The organism is Chamaesiphon sp., from assembly GCF_041738855.1.
Lineage (GTDB): Bacteria > Cyanobacteriota > Cyanobacteriia > Cyanobacteriales > Chamaesiphonaceae > Chamaesiphon.
Genome location: NZ_JBGSPA010000091.1, coordinates 1 through 26,600, shown reverse-complemented (window position 1 = coordinate 26,600; position 26,600 = coordinate 1). Strand labels below are relative to the sequence as shown.

Genomic DNA, 26,600 nt, shown 5'->3' with positions numbered 1-26,600 from the left:
ACTTTGAACAGCCCTATGTCAAACAAGTCTTGCAAGCCTATGAAGTGACCCTTGCAGAACCGATCGCCGTAAATTTTCTGAGTAAGGTTGAGCTAACACCAGAATAGGGATAAATATAATGAACCGAAGAGAACTACTCCTTTTTCTAGGCGTGGCGACTGCAACCGTCCTTTCCTCAGTCGATCGCGTTGATGCCTCTGCCAATATGCTCAGTTCGATCGAACTCCCTGCCAGTTTCCAGTATCCCAATGGCATTACGCACGCTAGCGATGGTACGTTGTACATTGGCTCAATTACCAGTGGGCAGATTTTGAGAATCGATCGAACTGGCAAGATCGACACTTTATTCACAGGAAACGCCGATGTGTTTGCTGCCACCAGTTTGCGACTTGACGAGCAACGAGGTATTCTTTGGGGAAGTTCCCCCGATTTTCTGGGAACTCACAGCCCCAGCGGTGAACTCGTTCGCCGATCCCCTCGCGTGTTTGCGATCGATATTCGTTCTGGTGAGGTGCTGCGCGTGATACCGATGCCTGAAGGTGGTTTCAGCAACGATCTTGCCCTTGATTCGGCAGGCGGCGTTTACATCACCGATAGCACGCTCGCTCGTATTCACTATCTAGCACCAGGGACAACACAGCTACAGACTTGGGCAGTGGATGAGCGGTTTCGTGCCGAGCGCATTGGGCTAGGTGGCATTGCTCGGCGATCGGATGGTGTCTTGGTCGTCGGGCATTATTCTAATGGTGAATTGTTCAAAGTGATCCCTCAACCTCAAAGACAGCCGACGGTTGAAGCAATTCGTTTGGAACGTAAGATTGAAAATCCAGACGGGATGCAGTTTGCCCTCGATGGTTCCCTGATCCTTACAGAAGGTGCAGTCGAAAGTGGCAATGGTCGCCTTTTACGCATTAATGTCTTTGCGCCTGGGACTGACCCAAAAACCATTGAGACGTTGGCAACAGAGCTAAAGTCACCCGTCAATCTAACTTTGACAGGGCGCGAGGTTTGGGTCACTGAGTCCCAAATCCGCCATCGCCTGACACTAGGGCAAGAAACCGCAGTTCCCGATCGCTTCTTCATCCGCCGATTTAGGTTGTCATAGCTGTGAGCGATCGCAGCATAACTTGGTCGTTGGGCTGCTTAGTTCATGGGTTAGGGCAGCAGCTGAAACCTGGTTTGCCACTGATTGAGTCAAATTATTCCAAGTTGTCAGTTGTGGTGCCTCATGAGATTGTCAGTGAGGCGATTATCTAACGCTTCATAGCCTGCTCGATCGCCCCAATCGCTTCATCACACCAAGCCACCCACTCTTCTTGATACCGAATGCCGCGCCGAATCACTAAGTGCATATAGAGATCCTTTAGATCTAACGAATCGAGATGTTTAGAGAAATATTCGTCTAATTTTTTGACATGTTGCACCATTTCCGCGTGGAGTTGTCTGCGTCGTTCGATTTCGCGGATGATGCCTGGAGCGGGGACGAGATGACCCGCCAACCCCATCACGCCCAGATCCTCGCGAATGGCGGCAGGTTCGCAGGGTTTGATCAACCACTCGATCAGTTCTTGCTGCCCCTGTTCGGTAGTGGAATAGATTTTTTTATCGAGTCGTCCCGGTTGCGGGATCGCTTCATAGGTAACGCTGCCCTGTTGTTCTAACTTCGTTAGTTCGGCATAAACCTGTTGCTGACTTGCTTTCCAGAAGCAACTCCCAAACCCCTCAGCAAACTCTTTGGCAACGTCATAGCCACTGAGTGGCTGACGCGATAGGAATGCCAGGATGGTGTGCTTGAGTGCCATAACTTAAAACTTACTTGACGGATTCGATATCTTGAGTGTACCTTAATTATTGTACTCAAATTTTTGAATACAATAATTAGAATAAATAAGCAGTGATATCGCTTGACGGAGGAATAGAGTTGGGGATCGTGCGACTCTCATCGATAAACAATGCTCAATCTTGGAGGCTTTGGCAATGGCTAAGTTTGATGACCACCCCACGGTGAGACGATGGCGCGAACAGTCAGCGAATACCCGATCGACAGGCACAGTCACATTGAACATCGACTCGCTCCGAACGCTGTGTTTGGATCTGGGTGCTGATGATGTGGGATTTGTAGAAATCGATCGACCGGCAATCGTGGCACAGCATTCAGACATTTTGGGAGCTTTTCCACCGACTAAAACATTGATTAGTTTTGTCTGTCGGATGAATCGAGAAGATGTGCGGACTCCAGCTCGATCGATCGCCAACCTGGAATTTCATGCTAATTACGACCATGCGAATGAAGTCGCGCGAAACATTGTTAAAGCACTCGCGCAGATCGGGGTTCGAGCAATGAATCCAGCCTCGGCATTTCCGATGGAAATGGATCGCTTTCCAGGTAAAGTCTGGGTGGTATCGCATAAACCTGTGGCTGTCGCCGCTGGACTGGGACACATGGGCATCCATCGGAATGTGATTCATCCCAAATTTGGTAATTTCATCGCCTTGGGAACCGTTTTAATCGATAGAGAAGTCACCGAGTATAACTATCCGATCGAATACAATCCCTGTATTGAGTGCAAATTGTGCGTTGTAGCTTGTCCGGTAGGCGCGATCGGGACTGATGGTAGTTTCGGTTTCTCAGCCTGTTATACCCATAATTACCGCGAGTTTATGAGCGGATTTACGGATTGGACAGAGACGATCGTTGAGAGTAAAAATGTCAAGGACTATCGCCAAAAAGTCAGTGCTAGTGAATCAGCATCCATGTGGCAAAGCCTATCTTTTAAGGCCAATTATAAAGCCGCTTACTGTATTGCGGCGTGTCCGGCTGGGGAAGATGTCATTGGGTCATTTTTGACCGATCGTAAGGCATTTGTGCAGGATGTAATTAAGCCATTACAGGACAAACCAGAGACAATTTACGTCATCCCCGGATCGGATGCCGAAACCTACGTTGCCAAACGTTTTCCACATAAAAAAGTCAAGCTCGTCAGTAGTGGCATTCGCCCCCAATCGATTCAGGGCTTTGTGTTTGGCTTGCCATTGCTATTTCAACAACAGCAGTCAAAAGGATTGAATGCTATTTATCACTTCACATTTACTGGAGCTGAGTCTCGCTGTGTGACTGTAGTAATTCGCGATCTAACGCTCCAAGTTCAAGACGGTCATATTGGCAAGGCAAATCTGTCTGTAACCGCAGATAGCCAGACTTGGTTGGGCTTTCTTGCCAAGGAACGAAACATCGTTTGGGCGTTGGTGCGACGTAAAATTCGGGTTCGCGGATCGCTCAAACTACTTCAAGCATTTGGTAAATGTTTTCCGGCGTGAAAAGTTCGATCGTCGATCGGCTCTACAACTGCTTTCAATAAACACAACATCAAGATTAATCTTAATGAGACTTTACAGTGTTCCGCTTTCACCCTTTGCCGCGCGCGTCCGTTTATCCATCTATCGTAAGGGTCTAAATATTGAGATTGTCCCACCGCCCGAAGGCGGCATCAAAAGTGAGGCTTATTTGAACCTGAACCCGATGGGTCAGATTCCAACGCTGGTGTCGGACTCTGGTTTCGCACTCCCAGAATCAGCAACGATCCTTGAATATCTGGAAGATGCTTTCCCAACGTTATCTTTACGCCCGATCGATCCTCAGGATCTGGCTTGCGCCCGTTTGATCCTCCGCCTCCCAGATTTTCATATTCTTCCATCCGTCTTTACTTTAAGAGGGATGCGAGATCCAGCCAAACGCGATCGGGAAGTAGTGAAAACGCAATTTGAAGCCCTCGATCGGGGCTTGTCCTATATCGAGCATTATCTGAGCGGCGATCCTTGGGCTGTGGGAGATCGAGCGTCAATCGCCGATCATGCGCTTGTGCCCGTAATAAATGTAGTAAATCTCATCGGGTCGAGCTTCGGACAACCGGATCTAATCGGCAAATACAAAAAGCTCGATGCTTATTGGCAAGCGGCAAAGACCGATGAAATTAATGCCAAAGTAATTGCCGAACAACTGGCAGCTTTAGAAATGCCTACGATTAAAATCGTGGCTAGTGTTGCAAAGTCCGCCTTCGCGGACTAGTACTGAGCGGCATAAGTAAGGCTAGTATTTTATTCTTTAGTTTACACCGCTCAGTTCGGCTCCGCTCACTGAGCGTTCGCGTAGCGTCTGCCTTCGCAGAAGCCGAAGTGAAAACCCAACTATTTAGTAGTGTTATTTATGCCGCATAGTACTAGTTTATTAGTCCGCGAAGGCGGACTTTGCATCATGAGGAGCGGTTTCTAACCGCTTTGGTTGTAGGTAGCAACTTAGGTTACATACCAGTCGAACTGAAATTTACTTATCCGTTCTCGATACTAATAGCGTATGAACGATCTCGATCGAAAAACTAAATGGCGATCGCCCCGATGGGCAATTATGCTGGGAGTCAGTGGCATCCTAATTGCTGGTGGTGGTCTAGCTTATCAACAGTGGTTGAGCCTTCCAGTGAAGCAATCGATCGCCGTAGCCGCTAAACCTGTGGTCGAACAGGTATCTGCACTGGGACGATTGGAACCAGAAGGAACGACGATCCATGTCTTTGCACCTACAGCTATGGAGGGGGCGCGAGTAGAAAGCCTCAAAGTCAGCCACGGGCAATCGCTACGACAAGGGGAGATCGTAGCGGTGTTAGATACCTATGCCCGTCGTCAGTCGGCAGTGCGATCGGCACAAGAGGAGTTAGAAGTTGCTCGATCGAAATTGGTCCAAGTAGAAGCTGGAGCCAAACAGGGCGAGATTCGAGCACAGCAAGCGACGATCGCTAGGTTTCAAGCCGAACGGGACACTCAAACAGCCGCACAGCAAGCGACTGTAGCTAGAGTAGTTGCAGAGACAACCACGCAAACCGCATCACAACAGGCAACTGTAGCCAGGGTCATCGCGGAAACAGCGACCCAAATCGATGCCCAAAAGGCAGCGATCGCCGAATCGCAAGCGGAACTCGATAACGCGCAGTTGGAGTATAAACGTTATGAAACCTTATATCAACAGGGCGTAGTTACGGAATCCATTCGCGATAGCAAACGCTTGAACGCGCAAACAGCCCAGCAAAAAGTTAATCAAGCTCAAGCGAATTTGAATCGAATTACAGCTTCGGGCAAGCAGCAAATAAATGAAGCCAAAGCCAACTTGCAGCGGATTCAAACATCGGGGCAACAGCAAATAAATGAAGCCAAAGCTAACCTGCGAAAGATTGAAATATCGATGCAGCAACAGGTTAAAGAAAGTCAATTTACCTTAAATAAAATTGCTGAGGTGCGTCCGGTGGATATCCGAGTCGCTCGATCGCAAGTAGCCCAAGCTCAGGCAAATGTCGCCCAAGCCCAAGCAAATCTGGATGCCGCAACGGTGCGATCGCCCCAAGCTGGGAAAGTTCTCAAAATCCATACTCGCGCTGGCGAACGGGTTGGTAATGACGGCATCATCAGCCTGGGACAAACCGATCGAATGGTGGCTGTAGCCGAAGTTTATGAATTAGATCTCGGTCGGATTCGATCGGGACAGAATGCAACTGTCACTAGTAAAAATAATGCTTTTCCAGATGTGTTGCGCGGCAAAGTTGTCGAAGTCGGGTTAGAGATTAATAAACAAGATGTCTTAAATACCGATCCGGCGGCTAAGTTTGATGCACGGGTGGTGGAGGTGAAAGTGCTATTGGATGAAGCTTCCAGCCGACGGGTGGCAGGTCTTACCAATTTAAGCATTCAAGTCGCGATCGATGTCAAATCTTGAGGAAATAGTGTGGCTGAAGTGATGAGAGACAAAATCGGCAAAAAGAAGAAACCACTGTTTCTGTCCTGGCTACAGTTACGCAAAGAACGGACGAAGCTGCTGGTGGCGATCGCCGGAATTAGTTTTGCCGATGTGTTGATGTTTCTACAAATGGGCTTTCAGGGCGCATTGTTTAGTAGTGCAGTGGAATTTCATCATAGCCTCAACGGTGAAATTGTGATGGTGAGTGGTCGATCGCGTGCGTTGATTTCCCTCGATAGGTTTACCGAGCGGCGGTTGTATCAGGCGGTAGGCGTAGCGGGTGTCGCGTCCGTCAGTCCGATCTATCTCGATGCCATTCAGTGGCGCAATCCCTACAACAAAGAGACTTGGAATATTTATGCGATCGGGATTAACCCCGAACATCAGGTCTTGAATATCCCTGGTGTCGCCGCCAACCGCCAACAATTGCGGGAACCGGATACAGCCTTGTTTAACATGGGTTCTCGGCAAGAATTTGGGCCGATCGCGCAACGTTTTGAGGTGGAACCAGTCATCACTGAAATTAACCAACGCCAGGTGCAAATTCGGGGTTTATTTAATCTCAGCCCGACTTTCGGGATTAATGCCTACTTGGTAACGAGCGATGTCAATTTTTTACGGATGGCTCCCAATCGCCAAGGTGGATTAATTGATGTCGGGGTTATCAAACTCAAGCCTGGGGTAGATGTGCAAGCTGTGTTGACTCAGATGCGATCGCAGTTGCCCGATGATGTCAAAGTGATGACTAGAGATGATTATGCCAAGGCGGAAGTTTCTTTTTGGAAGGCGAGTACGCCAGTTGGTTATACCTTCGATTTGGGTGTAGTCATTGCTTTTATCGTCGGTGCTGTCATCGTTTATCAGATTCTCTACAGCGATGTAACGGAGCATTTACCAGAATATGCCACGCTCAAGGCAATGGGATTTCGCGATCGCTATCTGCTCATCGTCGTTTTTCAAGAGTCGCTAATTTTAGCATCCCTGGCATTTATTCCAGGTGTAGCGATCGCTTTGGGGATCTATCGAGTTACTAATATTGCCACGATGCTACCGATGGCAATGGATCTGGGGCGGGTGGCGTTCGTGTTTATCCTGACTGTCATGATGAGTTCATCCTCTGCGGCAATTGCCGTGCGGAAACTCCAGACTGCCGATCCTGCGGATATTTTTTAGGAGGTAAAGATGTCTAAATTGCCGGAAATGACCGCGCCCGCTGTACCTGCAATCTCGATCGCCAATTTGAATCATTATTACGGTAGCGGTTCATTGCGAAAACAGGTCTTGTTTGACATCGATCTGCAAATCGATCGGGGTGAGATTATTATTATGACGGGGCCATCGGGTTCGGGTAAAACCACGTTATTGACTCTGATGGGGAGTTTGCGATCGGTTCAGGAAGGAAGTCTAAATATCTTGGGAAATGAATTAGCCAATGCCAGTAAGGAACAGATGACCCTCGCGCGGCGCAATATTGGCTATATTTTTCAAGCTCACAACCTCCTGAACTTTCTCACTGCCTATCAAAACGTCGAGATGGCATTGGAAATTCAGGATGTGACTGCGATCGAAGCCGACAGGCGGATTCGGCAAGTTTTCACCGCCGTGGGTTTAGACCATCGCATAGATTACTATCCGAGCGATTTATCCGGCGGGCAAAAACAGCGGGTAGCCATCGCGCGGGCTTTGGTTAGTCAACCCAAAATTATTCTCGCTGACGAACCAACGGCGGCATTAGATAAAAAGTCGGGACGAGATGTAGTGGAAATCATGGAGAAACTAGCCAAAGAACAGGGCTGTACGATCTTGTTAGTAACTCATGACAACCGCATTCTGGATCTTGCCGATCGAATTATTTATATGGAAGATGGCTATTTAGTCGCTCGTGATGTCTGACAAAATCTCAACTGGAGCCGAGCTAAAACAGTGGTATTCAGCATTCGAGCTAGCAGGAAGAGCGGGTCTACAGCTTTGCCCAACAACGTTGCGAGAAAAGCCAAAGCCGAAAAATGGCGAACGCGGCAGCGAACGGTGCGCGGTGGTGGCAAAGAACCGTCCAGAAGATATTCAAGCCACGACGCAACAATTGGTAGAATTTCTCAGCCCAGGGATGCGATCGTGAAATCGATTGACTTGGCAGTTTATCGATCGGTACTAATGGTTTCTCTAAAATATAGCAGTCGCCATAAGTGTTAGGACGAAAGTTTTAAAATATGCTCCATAGCATCTCTGTTTCAATCTTGGCTAATTGCTCCAGAAATACTTGACGCTTGGTTTCATCCCGTTCGCTATATTCATAACTCTTTTTTTTCGCGTGAATCCAATCCGCGCTAACGCTCTGCTGATTGTCCTGCTATTGAAGATTTCGCTTACCTCTCCTTTTTTTCGCCCATCGCTCTCTATTGCTGTGATGACTTTTTGCCTAAAGTCATCACTATACGGTTTTGCCATTCTTGTTGCCGTTCATTTTTTCTATTCTACCTTCTGTCCTAACTCTTTTGGCGATTGCTATAATATATCGTCAGCATGAGTCAAGCTTTATTAATTGCCGAGAATCTGACTGGTGGCTATCAAACAACAAACAACATCGATTATCCATCAATTAAACTTACAACTAAATCGAGGTGCATGGGCGTTATGATGCGGCAATCTTTTACGGCATAAACATAACAACTTTATTTAAGGATTAACGGTGTTAAAGCAGGAGCCATCAGCATTTCAAACTCTAGATTGTTAGCACTCACCACGTTTTCTACAATTTTACCCTCTCGTAACCGCATGACATGAGTTTCAATAAAAGTGATATCCCGATTTGTAGCGGCAACACCAAAAAACTCTTTGGTGTATTTTTGCACAGATCTAAACTGAATGTTTTCGCTAGATAGCCGCTGCCGAGCGGCAAGACCATCTTGCTCCTGCCGACTTGTCAATACAACTTGAATATTCTCTTGCTGTGCTAGCTGGCGAGCAATTGCATAGCCTAACCCTTTGTGACTGCCTGTGATTACAGCAACTTTTTGTGTCACAATCGTTAAACTTCCCTGAATAAATTGGTTGTTTAGCTACAGTAGCAACCCCTGAAATATTAAACAAGACGATATTTTAGATAGATAGTATCAATGAAATCGATAAACTTGGCGGCGATCGACTTAAACCTGTTGATTGCCTTTGAAGCCCTTCTAGAACAGCGCAGCGTTACAAAAGCTGCCGATCGAATTCAGATCGGTCAGCCTGCAATGAGTGCGGCACTCAGCCGTTTGCGGATTCTGTTTAAAGATGAATTGTTTGTGCGGTTGGGACGACAGATGCAGCCGACGCTCAAAGCCCAGGCGATTGCTCCAGCTATTCTGGCAGCATTGCAACAGATTCGCCAAGCCATTACCGCCAGTCAGACATTTGATGCAAATTCTAGCGATCGCACCTTTGCCATCGGTAGTTCAGATTACACCAGCTTTGTCCTAGTGCCGCCGCTACTAGAATTAAGTCATCAAACAGCTCCATCAATCAACTTTCGGACGATCGGATTTGAAAAAGATAGTATTGGCGATCTGCTAGAACAGGGGGAAATCGATGTGGCGTTGGGTGTTTTCCCCGATCCATCCCGACAAACGCGATGGGAACCCCTCTTTGAAGAACGATTTGTGGGCATCGCTCGTGAAGGACATCCGGCTCTCCAGCAAGGAACCATGAGTTTAGAAACCTTTGCCCAGCTTTCCCACGCCCTCACAACTCTACGTCGAGATACCACAGGTGCCATCGATAAGGTGTTGAATGAGCAAAACTTAGAGCGAAGGATTGCATTCACGACTCCACATATGATGGTTTTGCCGTTTGCAATCGCATCTGGCGATCTAGTTGCCGCACTTCCCCGACGCATTGCTCTCCGGTTAGCAACTGTCTGCAATTTGACAATTTTTGAACTGCCAATCGAAACAAAACCGTGGATGGTTTCTATGCTATGGAGCACTTTGAACGATCGAGATGAAGCCAATCTTTGGCTACGCAACACAATCAAAGTGATTTCTCAAAGGGTTGGGGGAAATACAGATAAGATTTAGGTTATGCCACCACCAAGGACTAAGCCGCATAAATATGTTTTAGACTGATGCGTTCTGCGTAGCATCACAAAATGTGCTGTTCGGATTGGGTTGAATGATGAGAAACCGATCGCGAGTAGCTTCGATCGCTATTTGGCACAGCAAGATTCTGATAAAAGTAGCAAGGATCGGTGGAAAGTCTTGAGCATTTCTATAGAGATTTTAGATCGAGTTGTTCTGCTGCAACACGGTTGTTAGACGGCTGTTTGCGAATTTACTACTTGGCTGTCTCTATTCGCTTCAAGTTCATGCTGTAAGTCTTCGATCGAATCCAAGATGGGCATAAAACGTAGCCCAAAATCAGTCAATTGATATTCTACATGTGGTGGAACTTCAGGGTAAACAATGCGTTCCAAAATACCCAAAGTTACCACTGTACCTTACCTAACAACATTGTGCCTGCTTGTGAGCTTTTGCGCTATCGCTTACGCTGTTGTTGGCAACAAGCATGAAGAAATTGAGGAAAAAACTGTGAGTTTGAAAGACAAAGTTGTATTAATCACGGGCGGCGGTAGTGGTATTGGCGCAGATGCAGCGCAGGCTTTCTATACGGCTGGAGCGAAAGTCGTTTTGAACGGACGACGTGAAGATCTGCTATCTCAAACAGCAGCAAAAATCGATCCGACTGGTAAGAATATTGCTTATGTAGCGGGCGATCTCATCACATCACTAGCAGTCGAGAAATTTGGCGGTGTGGATATCCTGTTCAATAATGCAGGCGTATTTCAGCCCCAGCCATTTTTGGAGCATACTCAAACCGATCTTAATGGTTATTTGAATTTACTGCGGGGATATTTTTTGATGTCACAATCTGCCATTAAAGTCATGCAAAAACGCGGTGGAGGCGCAATTATTAATATTGGCTCGATGTGGGCTTTCAATGCGATCGCCGCAACTCCATGTAGTGGTTCATCGACAGCTAAAGGTGGAGTGGGCGCATCGGCTCTCCCGTACTTGAAGTGATAAGCTAAACTTATTCAAATGATCGGAGTGATGCGCTTACCCTGCTACCTATTAGATCGAATCGACTGTCTCGACGAACCCATTCCATCTCATTGGTTCGTGTCACTTGACTCAACTCTCGAACAGGAACCAGGTGCTGTTAACTTAACCGTTGAGATCGATCGTCATGCTCCCAGTAAGACTAAAAGTATGCTGTTTTCGGCAACGAAAGATTCTTTAACTTCTATACCCGATCGTGATTGGCTGTCAATTTACGGGACTAGGAATTAGAGGAAGGTGAACGCATTTTTTACAAGTACCTCTGAGTGTTTGGATTTAATTTTTGGAAAAAAGCCGTAAACCTGCTCTCTGTAAGGATTTAGTCGATACTTTCTTGCTATAGGTGCTTGTAACTGCTGAAAAGCAGACAGACCAAAGGTTTCAAGTTTATATTCGTGAAGCTATTGCCTCAATATTGAGTAAAATCGGTATGATGTTAATACGTGCTTGTAATAGTTCGGAGAAACCCTTTGCGGTCAAGCAATCTAGACTCCGCTCTAAAATTCCCTTAGATGCCATATGGCGTTAAGCACACTATCGAACAAAAAAGCCAGCTCGAAATCGAGACCTAAAATTTCCTTAGATGCCATATGGCGTTAAGCACATGACGATCGGTGTCACTATCAGCGTGAGCTTACAAACCTTCTCCTTAGATATCGTAAGGTGTTTAGAACTTTAAAAGCTAATTTAAAAATAAAATTTCAACTTATGAGTTATTTTAAGTGTAAAATTTCACCTTATGCATATTTAATTTCAGGTTATGTGTAACTTGACTCACTCAGAATGCGGTTATTTCGTCGCTAATATTTCACCTTATGTGTAGACCCACATTCTAATGTGTAAATTCACACTAACTTACTCTACGGTTACGCCACAGAGAGTTTCAGTATTGATGAGTACCGAGATCTTGCTGACAACCTCGCCAGCTACATCCACTGTGGCTACACCACTCAGCGATCGCCACATTTAGAGCGATCGCTAACAATTTTCAACTATTTAATAACTTGTTTCAACGCAGTAATCAACCGATCGACACTCTCTTCTCGACTGTTATAACCCATCAAACCAACCCGCCAAACTTGCCCTGCCAGTTCGCCCAAACCGCCACCAATTTCGATATTATATTCGGTAAGTAATTGCTTGGCGACGGCTTTACCATCGACACCATCGGGGATGCAAACGGTAGTCAAAGTTGGTAACCGATACTGTTTTTCGACGTGCATTTGTAGCCCGATCGATTCTAAACTAGACCACAGATATTCGACATTTTTTTGGTGTCGCGCCCAACTCTTATCGATGCCTTCCTCCGAAATCAACCGCAACGCCTCGCGCAAACCGTAGTAGAGATTGATTGGTGCGGTATGGTGATAGACGCGCTCCGTCCCCCAATATTTACCCAATAACAACATATCCAGATACCAATTGGGCACCTTTGTCTGTCTCGCTAACAATTTTGCCATCGCGCGGGGACTCATCGTAAATGGTGATGCGCCAGGAGCGCAGCCCAAGCCCTTCTGAGAGCAACTATAAGCCAGATCGACCCCCCAATCATCGAGGTGAATTGGCACCCCGCCGAGGCTGGTTACGGTGTCGAGCAGCAGCAAACAGTCATACTCGCGACACAGTTCGCCCACACCTGCGATCGGTTGGCGGCAGCCTGTCGATGTCTCGGCATGAACTAAGCCGAGAATTTGCGGACGATGTTCCGCCATCGCGGCGCGGAGTTCGTCGAGGGAGAAATTTTGACCCCAGGGTTTGGAGATCGTGCGGACATCGGCACCATAACGCCCCGCCATATCGACCAATCTATTGCCAAAATAGCCAGCCACCCCAATCAGCATCACATCGCCAGGCTCGACACTATTGGCGATCGTGGCTTCCATTGCTGCCGAACCCGTGCCGCTAACGGCGATCGTGTGTGGGTTATCGGTTTGCCATGCGTACCGCAACAGCAATTGGATCTCGTCCATAATCTCCAAGAATGCTGGATCGAGATGTCCCACTGGGGTCGTACTCATCGCTTGGAGGACGGTAGGATGGGCATTACACGGCCCTGGGCCGAGTAAGAGACGGTTGGGGACAGCTAGGGGTTTTAGGTGCTGGAGTTGATTAGTTTTGATGGATGTTGTGAATGTCATGGCGGTTTTTAAAAATAGATTTAGTTTCAATTATCTTACTAAAGGCGATCGGGTAAACCTGCTTCTTCGCACCTAAATCATTTGCTACACAGCCCATCCAGACTAGGATGACATCATCGGTCAAATATCAGCGTGTAGTGGCGATGCGATCGCACTTTGATGTTGCCAATCCGATCGATTCAAGCGATAAACGGAGCAGTCATCGTCACCAAACCTGCGATACTCGCTAAATTGAAAGCCAAGACGCTGATAGAAGCGGTGGGCGCGAGTGTTGCTAGTCAGGGGGTCGATAAGTATCGCTGTTACCGTCGGATCTGCAAAACAGCGGGCAATTGCTAAGTGCATGATTTTCGTGCCATAGCCTTTGCCTAAATCTTGCTCTTCACCGATCCAAATATCGATCGCACGGAGATCTGGTGCGACAGCACCCCAATAGTTGCTATCCTCGCGCACTAGATCGATAATTTGCACAAATCCGATGGGACGGTCGTCGATGTGCGCGATTAGTTGCTCTCTCCAATCGGGAGATCGATCGAGTTCTATTTCCCAACCCCAATCATCATTTGGATCTGCGGAGATTACGTGAGGTTGTTCATCCCAACGTTTCAACAAATCCAGATCGTTGGCGGTGGCGGGGCGAAGATGAATCATATCTCACTCACAATCCTTTAGGAGCTGGCTAAATCTGGAAACACCGATCGCACGGCTGGATGCACTATTTTACCAGATCGAACATTCACCCCTTTAGCGAGATTGAGATCGAGTGTCAGAGCCTCCAAACCGCGATCGGCTAATTTAACCACATAGGGCGCGGTACTATTATTCAATGCTTGAGTTGCCGTCCAGGGTACTGCTCCAGGCATATTTGGTACGCCATAATGTACGACACCTGACTCGATATAGACGGGACTAGTATGGGAGGTGGGGCGGACTGTCTCGATGCAGCCACCTTGATCGACAGCGACATCAATTATCACAGCACCTGGTTTCATCTCACTGACAAGGGCACTAGAGACAAGGATCGGCGCACGTTTGCCTGGGATTAGAACTGCTCCGATGACTAGATCCGCAGTGCGGACGGCGGTTTCGATACTGGCGGCATTGCTATAGAGATAAGTCACGCGCGAACCGAAGATGGTTTCGAGATAGCTCAATCGATCGATATTGACATCTAGGATCGTCACCTGCGCGCCCATGCCGACCGCTATGCGCGCGGCTTCGGTACCGACGATCCCCCCACCGAGGATGGTAACTCGCCCAGGTTGAACGCCAGGGACGCCACCGAGGAGGACACCACTACCGCCCTGTTGTTTTTCCAGATATCTGGCACCAAATTGGACGGATAATCTCCCCGCGATGATGCTCATCGGCGCGAGTAGGGGGAGTTTGCCATCTGGTAATTCTACTGTCTCATAGGCGATCGCATTGACACCAGTATCGATGAGTTGCTCGGTGAGGGTGCGATTGGCGGCGAGGTGGAGATAGGTAAATAGGATTTGGTTTTTGTGGAGGTATTGGTATTCAGTCGCTAGGGGTTCTTTGACTTTGACAACCAGCTCCCGATCCCAAGCTGCGGCGGCGGTGGGGACGATCTTGGCTCCGGCTTGGACATATTGGGCATCGGGAAAGCTAGAACCTGCGCCTGCATCAGTTTCGATGTATACTTGGTGTCCGCGATCGCTCAATGTCCTGACGATACTGGGAGTTAATCCGACTCGGAATTCTTGGTCTTTGGTTTCTCTGGGAATGCCAATATCCATGTTTTATGCTGATGATTGTCGTCGCACTTACTATCATAATAGAGACAATCTGGGTTTGAGAAAGAGTTGTAGGATACTGATGATGGTGTGAGTGCGATTGGATCTGGGGGAAGGGGTAAGGGAATAGAATGTAACTAGGATATTGGATCGACATTTATGGCGTCAGAACAGCCTGCAATCTAGATGGTACGCTCGCGCTGTCTTGTCTCGATCCGCTAAACCCTCGGCTTTACAGAGAGCAGGAATCGCTGCGCTAACACACCCCACTAAAGCCTGCTTGGTGCGCTGTCTTGTCGTTTTTTTATTCGGGGGGAACCCTAGACATAAAAACGCCGCTGTCTTGAAAAGGTGCTTCACTTGGGCAAAGCCCAAGAACGCACTTTTCGCTAAACCGTCGGGAAACAAAGGCGTGCGCGCATCCGCTAAAACCTAAAGCATACCCTCTACTCTCTACCCTCTCACATGAAGTACCATCTACCTGGAATTATCGAGGGCTACTCACACGGTCATTTTTTGATGACAGATGATGAAGATAGTGGGCTTCAGTGGTATTCTAGCAACGAACATGCTTTGATCCCACTTGACGATCGCTTTCGGTATCCGACATCTTTACGACGGGTTATCAATCAAAAACGATTTACAGTCAGGATTAATGGGGATTTTCGAGCGGTGGTGGCGGGTTGTGCCGATCGCGATACTACGTGGATTTCGGATGAGCTTCAGGAAATCTACTGGGAATTGTGCCAAGGGGGTTGGGCGTATAGTTTTGAAACTTGGCTGGGAAATGAGTTGGCAGGTGGGATACTGGGAATTGCGATCGGGAGCGCATTTATCGGTGAGTCGATGTTTTTCAATATCCCTGAAGGCTCTAAAGTAGCGATGGTGGAGCTTGTCAATCATCTTCGCCAGCAAAAGTTTAGTTTATTTGACGCCCAAATGACCAATCCACATCTCGAACGGTTTGGATCGTACACGATCGATACTCAAGCTTACCAGGATTTACTTACAATCGCGATCGCGCAAAAGTGCGAATTTATTAATTCTAGTCAGATGGGTTGATAATTGTTTGAAATCTTGGGCGTTGCTGAATTAAGGTATGAAACGCACAAATAATTTTTTTAGGGGTAATGCCTGTCTTGATGCGCTGCTTGGTGCAACACATGCGGAGGGAACCTCCGCGTGATTGCATCCGCAAACCGTCGGGGAACAAACAATACGGTTCGGTTAGCTAGTTAGGTAGCGGTTGAAACCGCTGCTAGTGATGCAAAGTCCGCCTTCGCGGACTGACAATATCTAAGAAAATGGACTTAACCGAACCGTATTGGGGGAACAAAGGCGTGCGCGCATCGCTTGTGCTTACCCCACATCGATTAAGGGTACCCACACACAAGGGGCACCCCTACAGAGAAATCATACCCCGATTCAGCAACGCCAAATCTTGTTAGTGGGCTGCTGAAACTTAGCTGGTACGCTCGCGCTGTCTTGTCTTGATTCGCTAAACCCTCGGCAAAGCCGAGGAGCGCGAATCGCTGTCTCGCTGAACCCTCTCCTTCGGAGACGCTGCGCGTTGGCGTAGCCTGCGCCTTGCGCTTACGGCAAAGCCTACGTATCGCGAGCCGCTGTCGCTAACACACCCTACGCCTAAAGCCTAAAACCTAAAGCCTAAAGCCTAACTCCTAACCCGCCCGCAGCTGTTGACGGTGACTGGCATGGAGTAATAAACTGACCTTGCCGAGTAACTCCTCGATCGAGACAGGCTTGCGGAGGAGATCGTCAGCACCGCACTCTAGCCCAAACGCTGCTTGAGATCGATCGAGTGAGGTAAATAGCAAGATCGGCGTCAGATCCCAAGTTGAATTGCTTCTGATCCGTCTAGTCATCTCATACCCATCAATACTCGGCATATTGACATCGAGGATAATCAAATCTGGTGGTAGCAGCTCCATGATTTGCAGTGCGATTAACCCATTAGTATAGGCGATCGTCTCATATCCGGCGGAAGAGAGAATTGCATCTGTTACCGAGAGAATTTCCGGCGAATCGTCAACAATCAAAATGCGATCGATCTTCGATCTGGGCGTAGTGCTGGCTGATCTCATTTATCAAAATTTGTCATAAATAAATAATCACAAAAGCAAGTCTCATATCATTGACAATCATAGTCGATCGTGTCCACGAGCGATCGACCCTAACTACATTATTACAGATTTGGGACTGAGGGTCGCGCGACCACTAACAACCGAGGCACACAAGATGTCAAGATAGAAAACTAACCGCACTGCTGTTGTCAACTGCTAACTTACTCGTATGCTGCAATTAGTTTCTTCTGGACTGGTGGGAATGTGGTTAAATCTAGCCAGCGTCGAAAATGTACCAGCCACGCCACCAGCTCAAGCCGTTAGTTGGCAGGGATTGTCATGGCTCAATCCGGCTCAACCAGTCGAACCAAGTGTCGAAAAAAAGATCGCTCAATATCTCCAAACTCTCAAGGCGCAGGGTTTGAATCCCGAGCAGCAAGCGATCTGGCTCCAGACCGACGATAATCTTTTGATCGATCGCCGTGGTACAATTCCGATTGCTGCTGCCTCCTTGACCAAGACAGCCACCTCTCTGGCGGCATTGAAGAAATGGGGGATGGACAAACAGTTTGAGACGATCGTCAGTGCGAGTGGCAAAATTAGTCAAGGGACATTGCAAGGCGATCTGATCGTGCAAGGTGGTGGCGATCCATTATTTGTATGGGAAGATGCGATCGCGCTCGCTCGAAGTTTGAATAAGTTGGGCATCAATAATGTCAGTGGCAATCTGATTGCGATCGATAAATTCCACATGAATTATCAAGCCAATCCGCAAACAGCAGGCGAGTTGCTCAAGCAAGCCTTAACCGGAATCAACCTGCCGCCAGCATTGCTCAATAACGAACTCAGAGATGTCAATATTGTCAAACTTCCTACCGCACCCACTACTACTACCACCCAACCCCAAGTCAAGATCGCCGGAAAAGTCATCGTTGCCAGCGCACCGCCAACTGTAATTACACCACTGATCCGTCAGCGATCGCTACCGCTAATTGACATTGTGCGGCAGATGAATATCTATAGTAATAACGAAATTGCCCAAATCCTCGCCGATAGCGTGGGTGGAGCCGAGCAAGTGATGAAGATCGTCTCGACTACTGCCAACTTTCCACCAGCAGAGATCCAACTGATTAATGGTTCTGGCTTGGGAGTTCAAAATCGCCTGTCGCCACGCGCGGTTTGTCAGATTTTTCGGACCCTGCATCAAACGCTCCAACCTGCCAATCTGAACCTCGCCGATATCTTCCCTGTCGCTGGTATCGCCGCTATCGGCACCCTCAAAGATCGCCAGCTCCCGGCTGGCACGACGATCAAAACAGGTACTCTCAATCAGGTTAGTGCCTTGGGTGGCGTCATGCCGACACGCGATCGCGGGTTAGTGTGGTTTGTCATCCTCAACCAAGGTACTCAAATCGCCAAACTCCGCCAACAACAAGATCTGCTCCTACAGTCTCTCCTGGCTACCTGGGGACAAGTTACCCCTACACCACTAGTTGTCACTAAACGCGATCGCGCTCCAGCCTATTTCGGCGATCCCGATCGTCAGATTGCGATCGTCTCAAAACCGCCTTCATAATTGGCGATCGATCTGACGTTCTACACGGGCATACTAAGCATAGTTTCAGCAACTGCTCAACCTATGCTATCTGCTATGTCGATCGATCTCAACTCAATTCAGTTATTTTCAGCAACAATCGTCGATATTGGGACAAATTTGCCCAGCCAATTCGAGCTGACTACGCACGGATTGGTACTCGCTCAACAGTTTCAAAATACCGACCTCATGGCAAATGTGCAAGTTGCTTGGACAGATTTTCTCCACACTGGTAAGGCTGGTGTATTGGCGATCGGATTGGTATTAGGATACACGATTCGCAGTATGACTGGTTAGATAGTTTTCACTCATATTAGCGATCTATACTCAATATTCCAAAAATAGACAATCCAATTTTAGAGGTCAATATTGAGCTTCAATCCCGAACTGTGTCGCAATGAAAGTGAAGTTGAAAGTAAACTAATCGTTCGATACTTACTCCCAAAACTTGGTTACTCAGCCGATACCTGGCACCAGGAAGTAAAATTTGGTAAGATTCGGCTGGACTTTCTCGCTTTCACCCAAAAGTTACCATTTAAATTAGGTGCTCCCTCGATCGGTTTAGTCATCGAAGCCAAGCATCCGCGCAAAAATTTAGATAAGCACGTCTATCAGCTCCGCAGCTATCTAACTAGTTTAGATATTAGCTATGGATTGTTGACAAATGGCAAAGAATTAAGAATTTATCACCAGACAGCAGGATCCGTTCGGCTAGTTTTGCAATGCGCTACACAAGATATAGAAGAGCGATTAGCGGATATAATGCCCCTAATCGGACGTGACTTTATCCACAAACAGTGCGCCCAAAATTTACCTGCTCCGCCGCCACCGCAGGCTGTATCCTTACCAATTTCTACATCTTTCCCTATCTTAGCTATGAAAACTATTGCCATCTACCACAATAAAGGCGGCGTCGGTAAAACTACTGTTTCTACCAATCTTGCTGCGGCTCTGAGTAAAAGAGGCTATCGCGTACTATTAATCGATATCGATGCTCAAGCCAATAGTACCTTTGCGACAGGTTTGGTGAAGTTTCAATTTGAAGAAGAAGATGACTTACGCGATCGTAATGTCCGTCATATCATTAGTAGTGCTGACACCAACTTCATCCATGAAATAGTTCGTGAATCACAATATTTTAGCGATCCAGAGATTGCCGTAATTCCGGCACATATTAATTTAATCGACAAGCAGGGCGAATTGACAACAATCGTTGCTAGCCGTACCAGATTGACAGAGAAACTCAAGCGTGTAGAAAATAATTACGATCTAGTAATCATCGATACCCCGCCATCTCGTGATATTTATGCAGAAGTTGCACTAACTACCGCAGACTATCTGATTATCCCCTCCGATCTCAAGCCGTTTGCAAATCAGGGTTTACCTACAGTTAAGAATTTTATTAAGACTATTAACGAAAGTAGAGCAACATTTGGTAGACAGCCTATTGGATTGTTGGGGGTATTAGCTTCCAAGATTTCTACCAATGCCCGATTTATTGAATATACTTTTCCCAAGCAAAGAGCAGTCATTAGCAATCGTTATGAGATGCCACTGATGGATTCAGTCATTTACGATCGCACCGCTTTATCAGAATCTTTTAATAAAACTGTCATCGTCGGCGATATCGAATATCCAGATCCCAAATCGATCTTCAAGTATGCTGATGAAGTCAAGAGTACCGCTCAAGTCTCGGCGATGGAGTTTGAAGTTTTGGCACAGGAAGTTGTAACTAAAATTGGGTTAGCCTAATGATTAAGTGTTATTTTGTAGATGTTAAAAGTATTAGTTCGACTGTACCCAAGTCGAAATTCAAGAAGACAGAGATCGAGCGATTAGCTGATGCGATCTTAGCGACTGATGGATTGCTACGCCCAATGATTTTACACGAAACTGGCATAGAAAAATATACGGTTATCGAAGGTCATCGAGAGTATTACGCTGCTGTCAGAGCTAAGGAGAAAGATCTCAACAAAGCCGAGATGGTAAATGCTTTTATCATTGATGCTAACTCGTACAAATCAGCGATCGAGCAATTAAATTTATTGACGCGATCGCAGTCAACAAGCCCAGTTGCAAATCCTACTTTAGATCCACAGATATCCACAGATCTAGTGGTTGAAAGTATCGAGCGATTATTACCTACTATTACGGCGGCGATCTCCACCCAGCTTCAACCGATCGTTGCCCAACTTATCGAACATCAACAAATTCTAGCCGATCTTAAATCAGAGCTAGTAAATAACTCAAAAAATGAAGGTGAAAAAATACCTGAAGCTGAAGCAAGAATACTACCTGTTCCTGAAGTAGATTTACCTATACAGAAAGTCGAAACAGTTATCAAGCCGAACCCTAAGATCGATAGCAAGGAAAAGAGCGAACCTGTAGATATTTTAGGATCGGATTCACTAGCAGCCAAACCAACCAAAGCAACTAAAAGCACTCATAAAGGTAGTAGAAAAACTAAACCAGCCGAGAAACCATCTGCATCTATTCCGGTAGCAATCGAACCGGAGACACAAATCATAACTACAGCTCCATCGACAAAAACAGCTAAACTTGTTGAAACTCAGCAAACGGTGGATATTGGATCGATCGAGTCAGAGAAATCTACAAATGCTCTCAACCTGATTAATACACTCAGTTCAGACGATTTAACACTGAGAATGCAACGATCGGGGGTATTGCCAGCTATTATTAAATTAATTCCCAAAATTATATCTCAGCGAACTAACCAGCCAGCACAGAGATTTGATACTTGGGAAGACATTATCACAGCAAAAATTAGTGGATTAACATCTACTAAAGTTCAGGAAATTATTAAAAAATTAAAATAAATGTAGTAACCAAAATTACTCAACTGACGTAGTAAAGCCGCACAAAACGACCTGCGAAGTAACTATTGAGATCGAGACTTATAGCCGATCGCGTAAATTAGCCAAAGCGATACAATAAAGGGACTGTGAATACCTGCGTAGATCGAGCTAAGGCTGCATGAGTCTGTGTATCAACCCTCAGTGTCCGCAACGGGAAAATTCCGATCGGATGCTCTTTTGTCAAAGCTGTGGCTCAGAACTGCTCCTAGCAGGTAAATATCGAGTTGCCAAATTGATGAGCAACAAAGGCGGATTTGGGGATACCTATGAAGTGACAGAGCGAGGGGTACCCAAAGTCCTCAAAGTCCTCAAAAGTAATAACACCAAAGCGATCGAATTATTCGATCGTGAGTATCGAGTATTGGAAAGTCTTAGTGGTGAAGGGATTGCGGGTATTCCTTTGGTGGAAGATTTCTTTCTTTACTCGCCCAATAACACTCAGGTAGCTCTACATTGCCTAGTGATGGAGCGGATCTTTGGGATGGATCTAGAAGAGTATATCAAAGTAATGAAGCGACCGATCGACCAGAAGACAGCCATCGGTTGGCTATCGCAGTTGACTCAGATCCTTCAAGAAATCCACAATCGCGGCATTTTTCATCGCGATATTAAGCCCAGCAATATTATCCTCCAACCCGATGGGCAACTAGTCGCGATCGATTTTGGAGCCGCCAAGCAAGCTGCTGTCAGCATTGGCGGCGGACAAGCTACGCGGATTTATACACCTGGTTATGCAGCTCCCGAGCAGGAGCGGGGGGAAGCTTTCGCTCAGTCAGACTTCTTTGGATTGGGGCGCACCTTTGTGTATCTGCTCACCGCCAAAGAACCGACAGATCTCTATGATGCCAATCGCGCTGAGTTAGTTTGGCGCGATAAAGCGAGTCTTGTCTCCACCGATCTGTTAAATTTAATCGATCGATTGATGCAGGACAATCCGCTACAGCGTCCCGACACTACCGCAACTATTTTTAGAGAAATTGCCGCGCTCTCGCCCGTCATTACTCGTCAGAGCACTGGCTATCCGCCGTCACAGCCGCCCAAAACACCAAATTCTGTCCCCCCACCGCAACCTGTAGCAACCACCCCCCTCGTCGCTCCTACCGCGCGAGGAATACCGCAAATATCCCTCAAATGGCTGCCAGTAGCGATCGGCTTAGCCGCTGTAGCGGCGTGGTTACTGGGGCTGAGACCACCAATTCCCAGGATTGCCACCAACAGCACGGGGGACTCTTTTGCTCAAATCAAGAATATTCCCCAAGGTGTATTTAAGTTTGGGGGGAGTACGACTTGGGCGACTACTCGCCAGTTGCAGTCTTCGATCGATGCGGCGATTAGAGGTGTTTATCCTCAATTTGAGATCGTCTATACCGATGCCAATGCCCCAGAGATGCGATCGATCGAGAATGGTAAATGCGATCGCCAACCTGGCTCCAATGCGGGGATTTGTTGGTTGCTCGAAGGCGATCTAGATTTTGCTCAATCTTCGGTAGCTTTGGATAAGTCTAAATACAAAGCCGATCCTCGCGTCACCGCCAATCAACTCAAACAAATAGCCGTTGCTTATGATGCTCTGAGCGTCGTTGTCAATCCCCAGCTCAAACTTACGGGCGTGACACTAGACCAATTGCGCGATATTTACACAGGAAGAGTTACCAATTGGAGTCAAGTTGGTGGCTCCAACTTGCCGCTCGTCGCCTTCTCTCGCGCTGAAACTGCGGGCGGGACAGTCTCGTCATTTAAGGATTTAGTATTACAGAAAGATGATAAATGGCGGTTCCAAACTGTTAGTAATACGACTGAAGGATTGCAACAAGTGGGCAAGAATCCAGGCGGCATCTATTTTGGTGCCGCTAAAGAAGTCATCACTGATTCTTGTAATACTAAACCGCTAGCGATCGGTAAAACGGTAGATAATTTGGTGAAGCCATATCAAACACCCCTAAAATCTGCGGCTGATTGTAATCGCGGACAGCGCAATCAAATCAATCCAAAAGTAATCAGAGATCGATCGTACCCACTCACCCGCCCAATCTATGTCATCGTGACTACTACCGATCGCGATCGTCAGCAAGCTGGTGAAGCCTATGCCAATCTTTTAAAAACCAAGCAGGGTCAAACTTTATTAGAAAAGGCTGGCTTTGTCAGTATCGATCGTTAGCTGCTCTGTTGCGTTAGCCAATGCCACTAATAACTGGATGGAAGTAAAAAGAGAATCCTAAAACTACGTAAGCAGCTAATAATAACGAACCTTCTAGCCAATTGGATCTACCATCAGAACTAATCGAGTTGGCAATGAATACCGATACAGCGACGGCGACTAATTCAAATGGATTGAAATTCAAGTCCATTGGTTTACCGAGAATATACCCAGCTAATACTAAGACTGGTGCAACAAATAGCGCGATTTGGAGACTCGAACCTAGGGCAACAGAGACAGATAGATCCATTTTATCTTTCATCGCTACCGTGACAGCGGTGGCATGTTCGGCAGCATTTCCAACGATCGGCACCAAAATCACACCTGTAAATAATGCTGTCAAACCTAACTCTTTAGTCGCAACTTCTAAAGTAGAAACCAGAAATTCTGACTCGACAGCGACTAGTAAAGTACACCCCAACAATACCGCAATCCACAGTGGTAAATTTATCTCTCCATCATGAGTATCACCATCGAGGTTGGAATCTGCCAACTCTTCAGAATTCAGCTCTGCTAAATCCAGATCGTACAGATAAGTGTGAGTTTTCATCGAGAACAATAGTGTCAAACCGTAAACACCAATTAATACAATCGATACGGCGACCGATAGTTGCTGAATCGCCCCAGCATCAATCCCCGTCGAAGTATAGTCCACTGCTGTTGGCAATAACATCGCGATTACTGCCAGATTGAGACTAGAGGCGTTGACTCGCGCCACAATTGGTTGAAAAGTTTGCTCCTTGTATTTCAACCCACCAAGTAACATTGAAAATCCCATGACTAGCAATAAGTTACCAATAATCGACCCGGTAATACTTGCTTTCACGACATCAATTAAGCCTGCATTTAAAGCCACCAAAGCGATAATTAATTCCGTTGCATTCCCAAAGGTGGCATTTAACAGCCCACCGAGCGCAGGCCCCATCACTACGGCAATTTCTTCAGTAGCAGTCCCCATCCATGCCGCCAGCGGGATAATTGCTAGCGCAGAGGTGACAAATATCGTCGGCTCACTCCAATGTAAAAAGTGTCCAGCGAGCGAAACAGGGACAAATAGTAGTAAAACGGAGAGAATATTGGTAAGACTTAGCATTGACGATGGTATTGATACACTGTCCCTCTAGCGTACCCGATTCTGCTGAGCAGATAACCTGTCTCTGCGGCTGATGTCCCTCTTGAGACTGGGTTGGGATCGCTCACATCTTGCCTCAAAACAAAGTTGCTAGGAGGGTAGAGGGTAGCGATGCGCGATACGTAGGGTTCCCCGAGGGTTTAGCGACCCAAACACATGCGGAGGTTCCCTCCGCATGTGTTTGGGTCAAGACAGCGCATCAAGACAGAGGGTAGGGGGTAGATTTACTACGTCAAGCTCTTAACTCTTAGCATTTACATCCGGTAAATCGTCATCAACTGTCAACTGTCAACTGTCAACTATCAACTGTCAACTGTTTGATTACCATCTCTCCGGTGAGACTAAACGCCCGAATCTCACTAATTTTGACCGGAACGACCTTACCTTGTAACTCTTCAATATCACCATTAAAGAAAGTGAGCCGATTACCACCAGTTCTACCCAAAACTTGGTCGGGATTTTTGGTATTGCGTTCTTCCACCAAGACAGATTCTACTCGATCGAGATACCGCCCAGATCGCTCGATCGCCGTTTGGGAAACGAGATGATTGATCCGCTGTAACCTATCGAGTTTGATTTCTTCACTTAGTTGATTTGTCCATACCGCCGCAGGGGTATTCGGACGTGGGGAGTAAGCCGCCGTATTGACCATATCAAAGCCGATATCCGCAATCAATGTCAGCGTCTGCTCAAACTGTGCCTCTGTCTCACCAGGAAATCCGACGATCGCATCGCCACTAATCGACGCATCAGGCATATACTTACGGATCGTATCGACGATGCGCCGATATTTTTCGTGGGTATACCCGCGCGACATCGCTTTCAATACCTCGTTATCCCCCGACTGAAATGGAACGTGAAAATGTTCGCAGACTTTGGGTAGCTCAGCACAAGCCTTAATCAATCGCTCGGTAAAGTAGCGCGGATGACTAGTCGCAAACCGAATCCGCTCGATCCCATCGATGTCGTGAATATAGTAAAGTAAATCTGTCAGCGTGTGGAGATGACGACCTGCCGCTGTCGCTCCTGGCAAATCTCGCCCATAAGCATCGATATTTTGACCGAGCAAGGTCACTTCTTTATATCCTTGGCGCGCCAATTCTTTGATTTCTGTCCGAATGGCTTCAGGGGTGCGGGACTGCTCAATGCCGCGCACATTTGGCACGACACAATAGGTACAGCGTTCGTTGCAACCGTAGATGACATTGACCCAAGCCGTCACACTACTATCGCGTCGCGGCTTGGTGATATCTTCGATAATATGGATCGGTTCGGTGGCGACTACTTGAGCACCAGCAAACACCTGCTGTAAGAGGTCTTCGAGCCGATTGGCGTGTTGTGGCCCCATAATCAAGTCGAGTTCGGGAATGCGGCGGAGCAAGGCTTCACCCTCCTGCTGGGCGACGCAGCCTGCCATAATCAAAATCAGATCGGGGTTGTCTTTTTTACGACGGGTTTGTTTCCCCAGATATGAGTAAACTTTCTGCTCGGCGAGATCGCGAATGGTGCAGGTATTGTACAGGACTAGATCTGAGGTAAATGGATCGTCCGTCCAGTGAAATCCCATATCTTCGAGTATCCCACCCATCCGCTCGGAGTCAGCTTTGTTCATCTGACAGCCAAAGGTGGTGATGTGATAGCTGCGGTTGTTGGGAATCATGGGAGAGGAGGATCGTCAGATGGTAATGTGTTGGATCTTGATTATACGCGATCGCCTGTATCCTCTTCTGGATTAGCTCTGGGTTGGGGTTTTCCCTACTTGGTGAGAATGTTTTCAGCTAGATTAGTTTGGGTCGATCGAGCAATATAGCAACCGCCAAGGCAGTTAGGACAGCACAGCGATTAAAATCGCCGCTAGTGCTGCAAAGTCCGCCTGTCTTGTCTTGACCGAAACGCTTAGCACGAGGAGACCTCAGCGCGATTTCGGTCGCTGATGCGCTGTCTTGACCC

General features: G+C 47.2%; 24 protein-coding genes. 15 read left to right on the top strand and 9 right to left on the bottom strand.

Features of this window, described 5'->3' with window-relative positions:
* The first annotated feature begins 118 nt into the window (after positions 1–118).
* Positions 119–1,105: a gluconolaconase gene (locus ACEW9I_RS08935; RefSeq protein WP_373540001.1), complete on the top strand. Its 987-nt coding sequence runs from the start codon at positions 119–121 to the stop codon at positions 1,103–1,105.
* Positions 1,106–1,253: 148 nt separating this feature from the next.
* Here the strand turns inward: ACEW9I_RS08935 and ACEW9I_RS08930 are convergent, their stop codons facing one another.
* Positions 1,254–1,802 (bottom strand): PadR family transcriptional regulator, encoded by a 549-nt coding sequence (locus ACEW9I_RS08930; protein ID WP_373540000.1) that lies wholly within the window; start codon positions 1,800–1,802, stop codon positions 1,254–1,256.
* A 175-nt stretch (positions 1,803–1,977) separates the two neighbouring features.
* Here ACEW9I_RS08930 and ACEW9I_RS08925 point away from each other — a divergent pair, with 175 nt between their 5' ends.
* From ACEW9I_RS08925 to ACEW9I_RS08900, 6 genes are all read left to right on the top strand, one after another.
* Complete coding sequence (locus ACEW9I_RS08925; RefSeq protein WP_373539999.1) at positions 1,978–3,318, top strand: SCP2 sterol-binding domain-containing protein; 1,341 nt, start codon at positions 1,978–1,980, stop codon at positions 3,316–3,318.
* A 64-nt stretch (positions 3,319–3,382) separates the two neighbouring features.
* The gene (locus ACEW9I_RS08920) at positions 3,383–4,066 is read left to right on the top strand and encodes a glutathione S-transferase family protein (protein ID WP_373539998.1); all 684 of its coding nucleotides are present in this window, start codon (positions 3,383–3,385) and stop codon (positions 4,064–4,066) included.
* A 285-nt stretch (positions 4,067–4,351) separates the two neighbouring features.
* The gene (locus tag ACEW9I_RS08915) at positions 4,352–5,758 is read left to right on the top strand and encodes an HlyD family efflux transporter periplasmic adaptor subunit (protein WP_373539997.1); all 1,407 of its coding nucleotides are present in this window, start codon (positions 4,352–4,354) and stop codon (positions 5,756–5,758) included.
* A gap of 21 nt (positions 5,759–5,779) precedes the next feature.
* Positions 5,780–6,952: an ABC transporter permease DevC gene (devC, locus tag ACEW9I_RS08910; RefSeq protein WP_373539996.1), complete on the top strand. Its 1,173-nt coding sequence runs from the start codon at positions 5,780–5,782 to the stop codon at positions 6,950–6,952.
* A gap of 9 nt (positions 6,953–6,961) precedes the next feature.
* The gene (locus ACEW9I_RS08905; protein WP_373539995.1) at positions 6,962–7,672 is read left to right on the top strand and encodes a DevA family ABC transporter ATP-binding protein; all 711 of its coding nucleotides are present in this window, start codon (positions 6,962–6,964) and stop codon (positions 7,670–7,672) included.
* Positions 7,665–7,898, top strand: a complete 234-nt coding sequence (locus tag ACEW9I_RS08900) for a hypothetical protein (protein ID WP_373539994.1) — start codon at positions 7,665–7,667, stop codon at positions 7,896–7,898. The genes ACEW9I_RS08905 and ACEW9I_RS08900 overlap by 8 nt, the downstream gene beginning before the upstream one ends.
* Positions 7,899–8,451: 553 nt before the next feature.
* On the opposite strand, the gene ACEW9I_RS08895 is transcribed toward ACEW9I_RS08900, so the two are convergent.
* On the bottom strand, positions 8,452–8,802 hold the full coding sequence (locus ACEW9I_RS08895; protein WP_373539993.1) for an SDR family NAD(P)-dependent oxidoreductase: 351 nt from the start codon (positions 8,800–8,802) through the stop codon (positions 8,452–8,454).
* A gap of 93 nt (positions 8,803–8,895) precedes the next feature.
* Here ACEW9I_RS08895 and ACEW9I_RS08890 point away from each other — a divergent pair, with 93 nt between their 5' ends.
* A complete protein-coding gene (locus ACEW9I_RS08890; protein ID WP_373539992.1) occupies positions 8,896–9,834 on the top strand; it encodes a LysR family transcriptional regulator in 939 nt (312 codons plus the stop codon).
* Positions 9,835–10,067: 233 nt separating this feature from the next.
* Here ACEW9I_RS08890 and ACEW9I_RS08885 read toward each other — a convergent pair whose 3' ends face one another.
* Positions 10,068–10,229 carry a winged helix-turn-helix transcriptional regulator gene (locus ACEW9I_RS08885; RefSeq protein ID WP_373539991.1) on the bottom strand — a complete coding sequence of 54 codons (162 nt, stop codon included), beginning with the start codon at positions 10,227–10,229 and terminating at the stop codon, positions 10,068–10,070.
* 49 nt (positions 10,230–10,278) lie between these two features.
* Between ACEW9I_RS08885 and ACEW9I_RS08880 the strand changes: the two genes are divergently transcribed.
* Positions 10,279–10,836, top strand: a complete 558-nt coding sequence (locus ACEW9I_RS08880) for an SDR family NAD(P)-dependent oxidoreductase (RefSeq protein WP_373539990.1) — start codon at positions 10,279–10,281, stop codon at positions 10,834–10,836.
* 1,031 nt (positions 10,837–11,867) lie between these two features.
* On the opposite strand, the gene ACEW9I_RS08875 is transcribed toward ACEW9I_RS08880, so the two are convergent.
* The 3 genes from ACEW9I_RS08875 to ald all read right to left on the bottom strand — a co-directional run bounded on the left by ACEW9I_RS08875 (position 11,868) and on the right by ald (position 14,773).
* Positions 11,868–13,013 carry an alanine--glyoxylate aminotransferase family protein gene (locus ACEW9I_RS08875; RefSeq protein WP_373539989.1) on the bottom strand — a complete coding sequence of 382 codons (1,146 nt, stop codon included), beginning with the start codon at positions 13,011–13,013 and terminating at the stop codon, positions 11,868–11,870.
* A gap of 120 nt (positions 13,014–13,133) precedes the next feature.
* The gene (locus ACEW9I_RS08870) at positions 13,134–13,664 is read right to left on the bottom strand and encodes a GNAT family N-acetyltransferase (RefSeq protein WP_373539988.1); all 531 of its coding nucleotides are present in this window, start codon (positions 13,662–13,664) and stop codon (positions 13,134–13,136) included.
* Between the two features lie 17 nt (positions 13,665–13,681).
* Positions 13,682–14,773, bottom strand: a complete 1,092-nt coding sequence (gene ald / locus ACEW9I_RS08865; protein WP_373539987.1) for an alanine dehydrogenase — start codon at positions 14,771–14,773, stop codon at positions 13,682–13,684.
* A 462-nt stretch (positions 14,774–15,235) separates the two neighbouring features.
* On the opposite strand from ald, the gene aat reads away from it, so the two are divergent.
* Positions 15,236–15,832, top strand: coding sequence for a leucyl/phenylalanyl-tRNA--protein transferase (gene aat, locus ACEW9I_RS08860; protein WP_373539986.1), 597 nt, complete (start codon positions 15,236–15,238; stop codon positions 15,830–15,832).
* A 617-nt stretch (positions 15,833–16,449) separates the two neighbouring features.
* Here the strand turns inward: aat and ACEW9I_RS08855 are convergent.
* The gene (locus ACEW9I_RS08855; RefSeq protein ID WP_373539985.1) at positions 16,450–16,872 is read right to left on the bottom strand and encodes a PleD family two-component system response regulator; all 423 of its coding nucleotides are present in this window, start codon (positions 16,870–16,872) and stop codon (positions 16,450–16,452) included.
* Between the two features lie 208 nt (positions 16,873–17,080).
* Here ACEW9I_RS08855 and ACEW9I_RS08850 point away from each other — a divergent pair, with 208 nt between their 5' ends.
* The 5 genes from ACEW9I_RS08850 to ACEW9I_RS08830 all read left to right on the top strand — a co-directional run bounded on the left by ACEW9I_RS08850 (position 17,081) and on the right by ACEW9I_RS08830 (position 23,479).
* Entirely contained in the window at positions 17,081–18,427 is a 1,347-nt protein-coding gene (locus ACEW9I_RS08850) for a D-alanyl-D-alanine carboxypeptidase (RefSeq protein WP_373539984.1), read from the top strand.
* A gap of 63 nt (positions 18,428–18,490) precedes the next feature.
* A complete protein-coding gene (locus tag ACEW9I_RS08845; protein WP_373539983.1) occupies positions 18,491–18,742 on the top strand; it encodes a hypothetical protein in 252 nt (83 codons plus the stop codon).
* A 72-nt stretch (positions 18,743–18,814) separates the two neighbouring features.
* Entirely contained in the window at positions 18,815–20,197 is a 1,383-nt protein-coding gene (locus tag ACEW9I_RS08840) for an AAA family ATPase (protein ID WP_373539982.1), read from the top strand.
* Positions 20,197–21,282 carry a ParB N-terminal domain-containing protein gene (locus ACEW9I_RS08835; RefSeq protein WP_373539981.1) on the top strand — a complete coding sequence of 362 codons (1,086 nt, stop codon included), beginning with the start codon at positions 20,197–20,199 and terminating at the stop codon, positions 21,280–21,282. Before ACEW9I_RS08840 ends, ACEW9I_RS08835 begins: the two co-directional genes overlap by 1 nt.
* A gap of 157 nt (positions 21,283–21,439) precedes the next feature.
* Complete coding sequence (locus ACEW9I_RS08830; RefSeq protein WP_373539980.1) at positions 21,440–23,479, top strand: substrate-binding domain-containing protein; 2,040 nt, start codon at positions 21,440–21,442, stop codon at positions 23,477–23,479.
* A 13-nt stretch (positions 23,480–23,492) separates the two neighbouring features.
* On the opposite strand, the gene cax is transcribed toward ACEW9I_RS08830, so the two are convergent.
* A complete protein-coding gene (gene cax / locus ACEW9I_RS08825; protein ID WP_373539979.1) occupies positions 23,493–24,611 on the bottom strand; it encodes a calcium/proton exchanger in 1,119 nt (372 codons plus the stop codon).
* A 334-nt stretch (positions 24,612–24,945) separates the two neighbouring features.
* The gene (gene miaB, locus ACEW9I_RS08820) at positions 24,946–26,310 is read right to left on the bottom strand and encodes a tRNA (N6-isopentenyl adenosine(37)-C2)-methylthiotransferase MiaB (protein WP_373539978.1); all 1,365 of its coding nucleotides are present in this window, start codon (positions 26,308–26,310) and stop codon (positions 24,946–24,948) included.
* Positions 26,311–26,600 lie beyond the last annotated feature (290 nt).

Bases quoted from the DNA above. Each gene is read 5' to 3' on its own strand.
- ACEW9I_RS08935 (WP_373540001.1), top strand. From the start codon at position 119: ATGAACCGAAGAGAACTACTCCTTTTTCTAGGCGTGGCGACTGCAACC.
- ACEW9I_RS08930 (WP_373540000.1), bottom strand. From the start codon at position 1,802: ATGGCACTCAAGCACACCATCCTGGCATTCCTATCGCGTCAGCCACTC.
- ACEW9I_RS08925 (WP_373539999.1), top strand. From the start codon at position 1,978: ATGGCTAAGTTTGATGACCACCCCACGGTGAGACGATGGCGCGAACAG.
- ACEW9I_RS08920 (WP_373539998.1), top strand. From the start codon at position 3,383: ATGAGACTTTACAGTGTTCCGCTTTCACCCTTTGCCGCGCGCGTCCGT.
- ACEW9I_RS08915 (WP_373539997.1), top strand. From the start codon at position 4,352: ATGAACGATCTCGATCGAAAAACTAAATGGCGATCGCCCCGATGGGCA.
- devC (WP_373539996.1), top strand. From the start codon at position 5,780: ATGAGAGACAAAATCGGCAAAAAGAAGAAACCACTGTTTCTGTCCTGG.
- ACEW9I_RS08905 (WP_373539995.1), top strand. From the start codon at position 6,962: ATGTCTAAATTGCCGGAAATGACCGCGCCCGCTGTACCTGCAATCTCG.
- ACEW9I_RS08900 (WP_373539994.1), top strand. From the start codon at position 7,665: ATGTCTGACAAAATCTCAACTGGAGCCGAGCTAAAACAGTGGTATTCA.
- ACEW9I_RS08890 (WP_373539992.1), top strand. From the start codon at position 8,896: ATGAAATCGATAAACTTGGCGGCGATCGACTTAAACCTGTTGATTGCC.
- ACEW9I_RS08875 (WP_373539989.1), bottom strand. From the start codon at position 13,013: ATGACATTCACAACATCCATCAAAACTAATCAACTCCAGCACCTAAAA.
- ACEW9I_RS08870 (WP_373539988.1), bottom strand. From the start codon at position 13,664: ATGATTCATCTTCGCCCCGCCACCGCCAACGATCTGGATTTGTTGAAA.
- ald (WP_373539987.1), bottom strand. From the start codon at position 14,773: ATGGATATTGGCATTCCCAGAGAAACCAAAGACCAAGAATTCCGAGTC.
- aat (WP_373539986.1), top strand. From the start codon at position 15,236: ATGAAGTACCATCTACCTGGAATTATCGAGGGCTACTCACACGGTCAT.
- ACEW9I_RS08855 (WP_373539985.1), bottom strand. From the start codon at position 16,872: ATGAGATCAGCCAGCACTACGCCCAGATCGAAGATCGATCGCATTTTG.
- ACEW9I_RS08850 (WP_373539984.1), top strand. From the start codon at position 17,081: ATGCTGCAATTAGTTTCTTCTGGACTGGTGGGAATGTGGTTAAATCTA.
- ACEW9I_RS08845 (WP_373539983.1), top strand. From the start codon at position 18,491: ATGCTATCTGCTATGTCGATCGATCTCAACTCAATTCAGTTATTTTCA.
- ACEW9I_RS08835 (WP_373539981.1), top strand. From the start codon at position 20,197: ATGATTAAGTGTTATTTTGTAGATGTTAAAAGTATTAGTTCGACTGTA.
- ACEW9I_RS08830 (WP_373539980.1), top strand. From the start codon at position 21,440: ATGAGTCTGTGTATCAACCCTCAGTGTCCGCAACGGGAAAATTCCGAT.
- cax (WP_373539979.1), bottom strand. From the start codon at position 24,611: ATGCTAAGTCTTACCAATATTCTCTCCGTTTTACTACTATTTGTCCCT.
- miaB (WP_373539978.1), bottom strand. From the start codon at position 26,310: ATGATTCCCAACAACCGCAGCTATCACATCACCACCTTTGGCTGTCAG.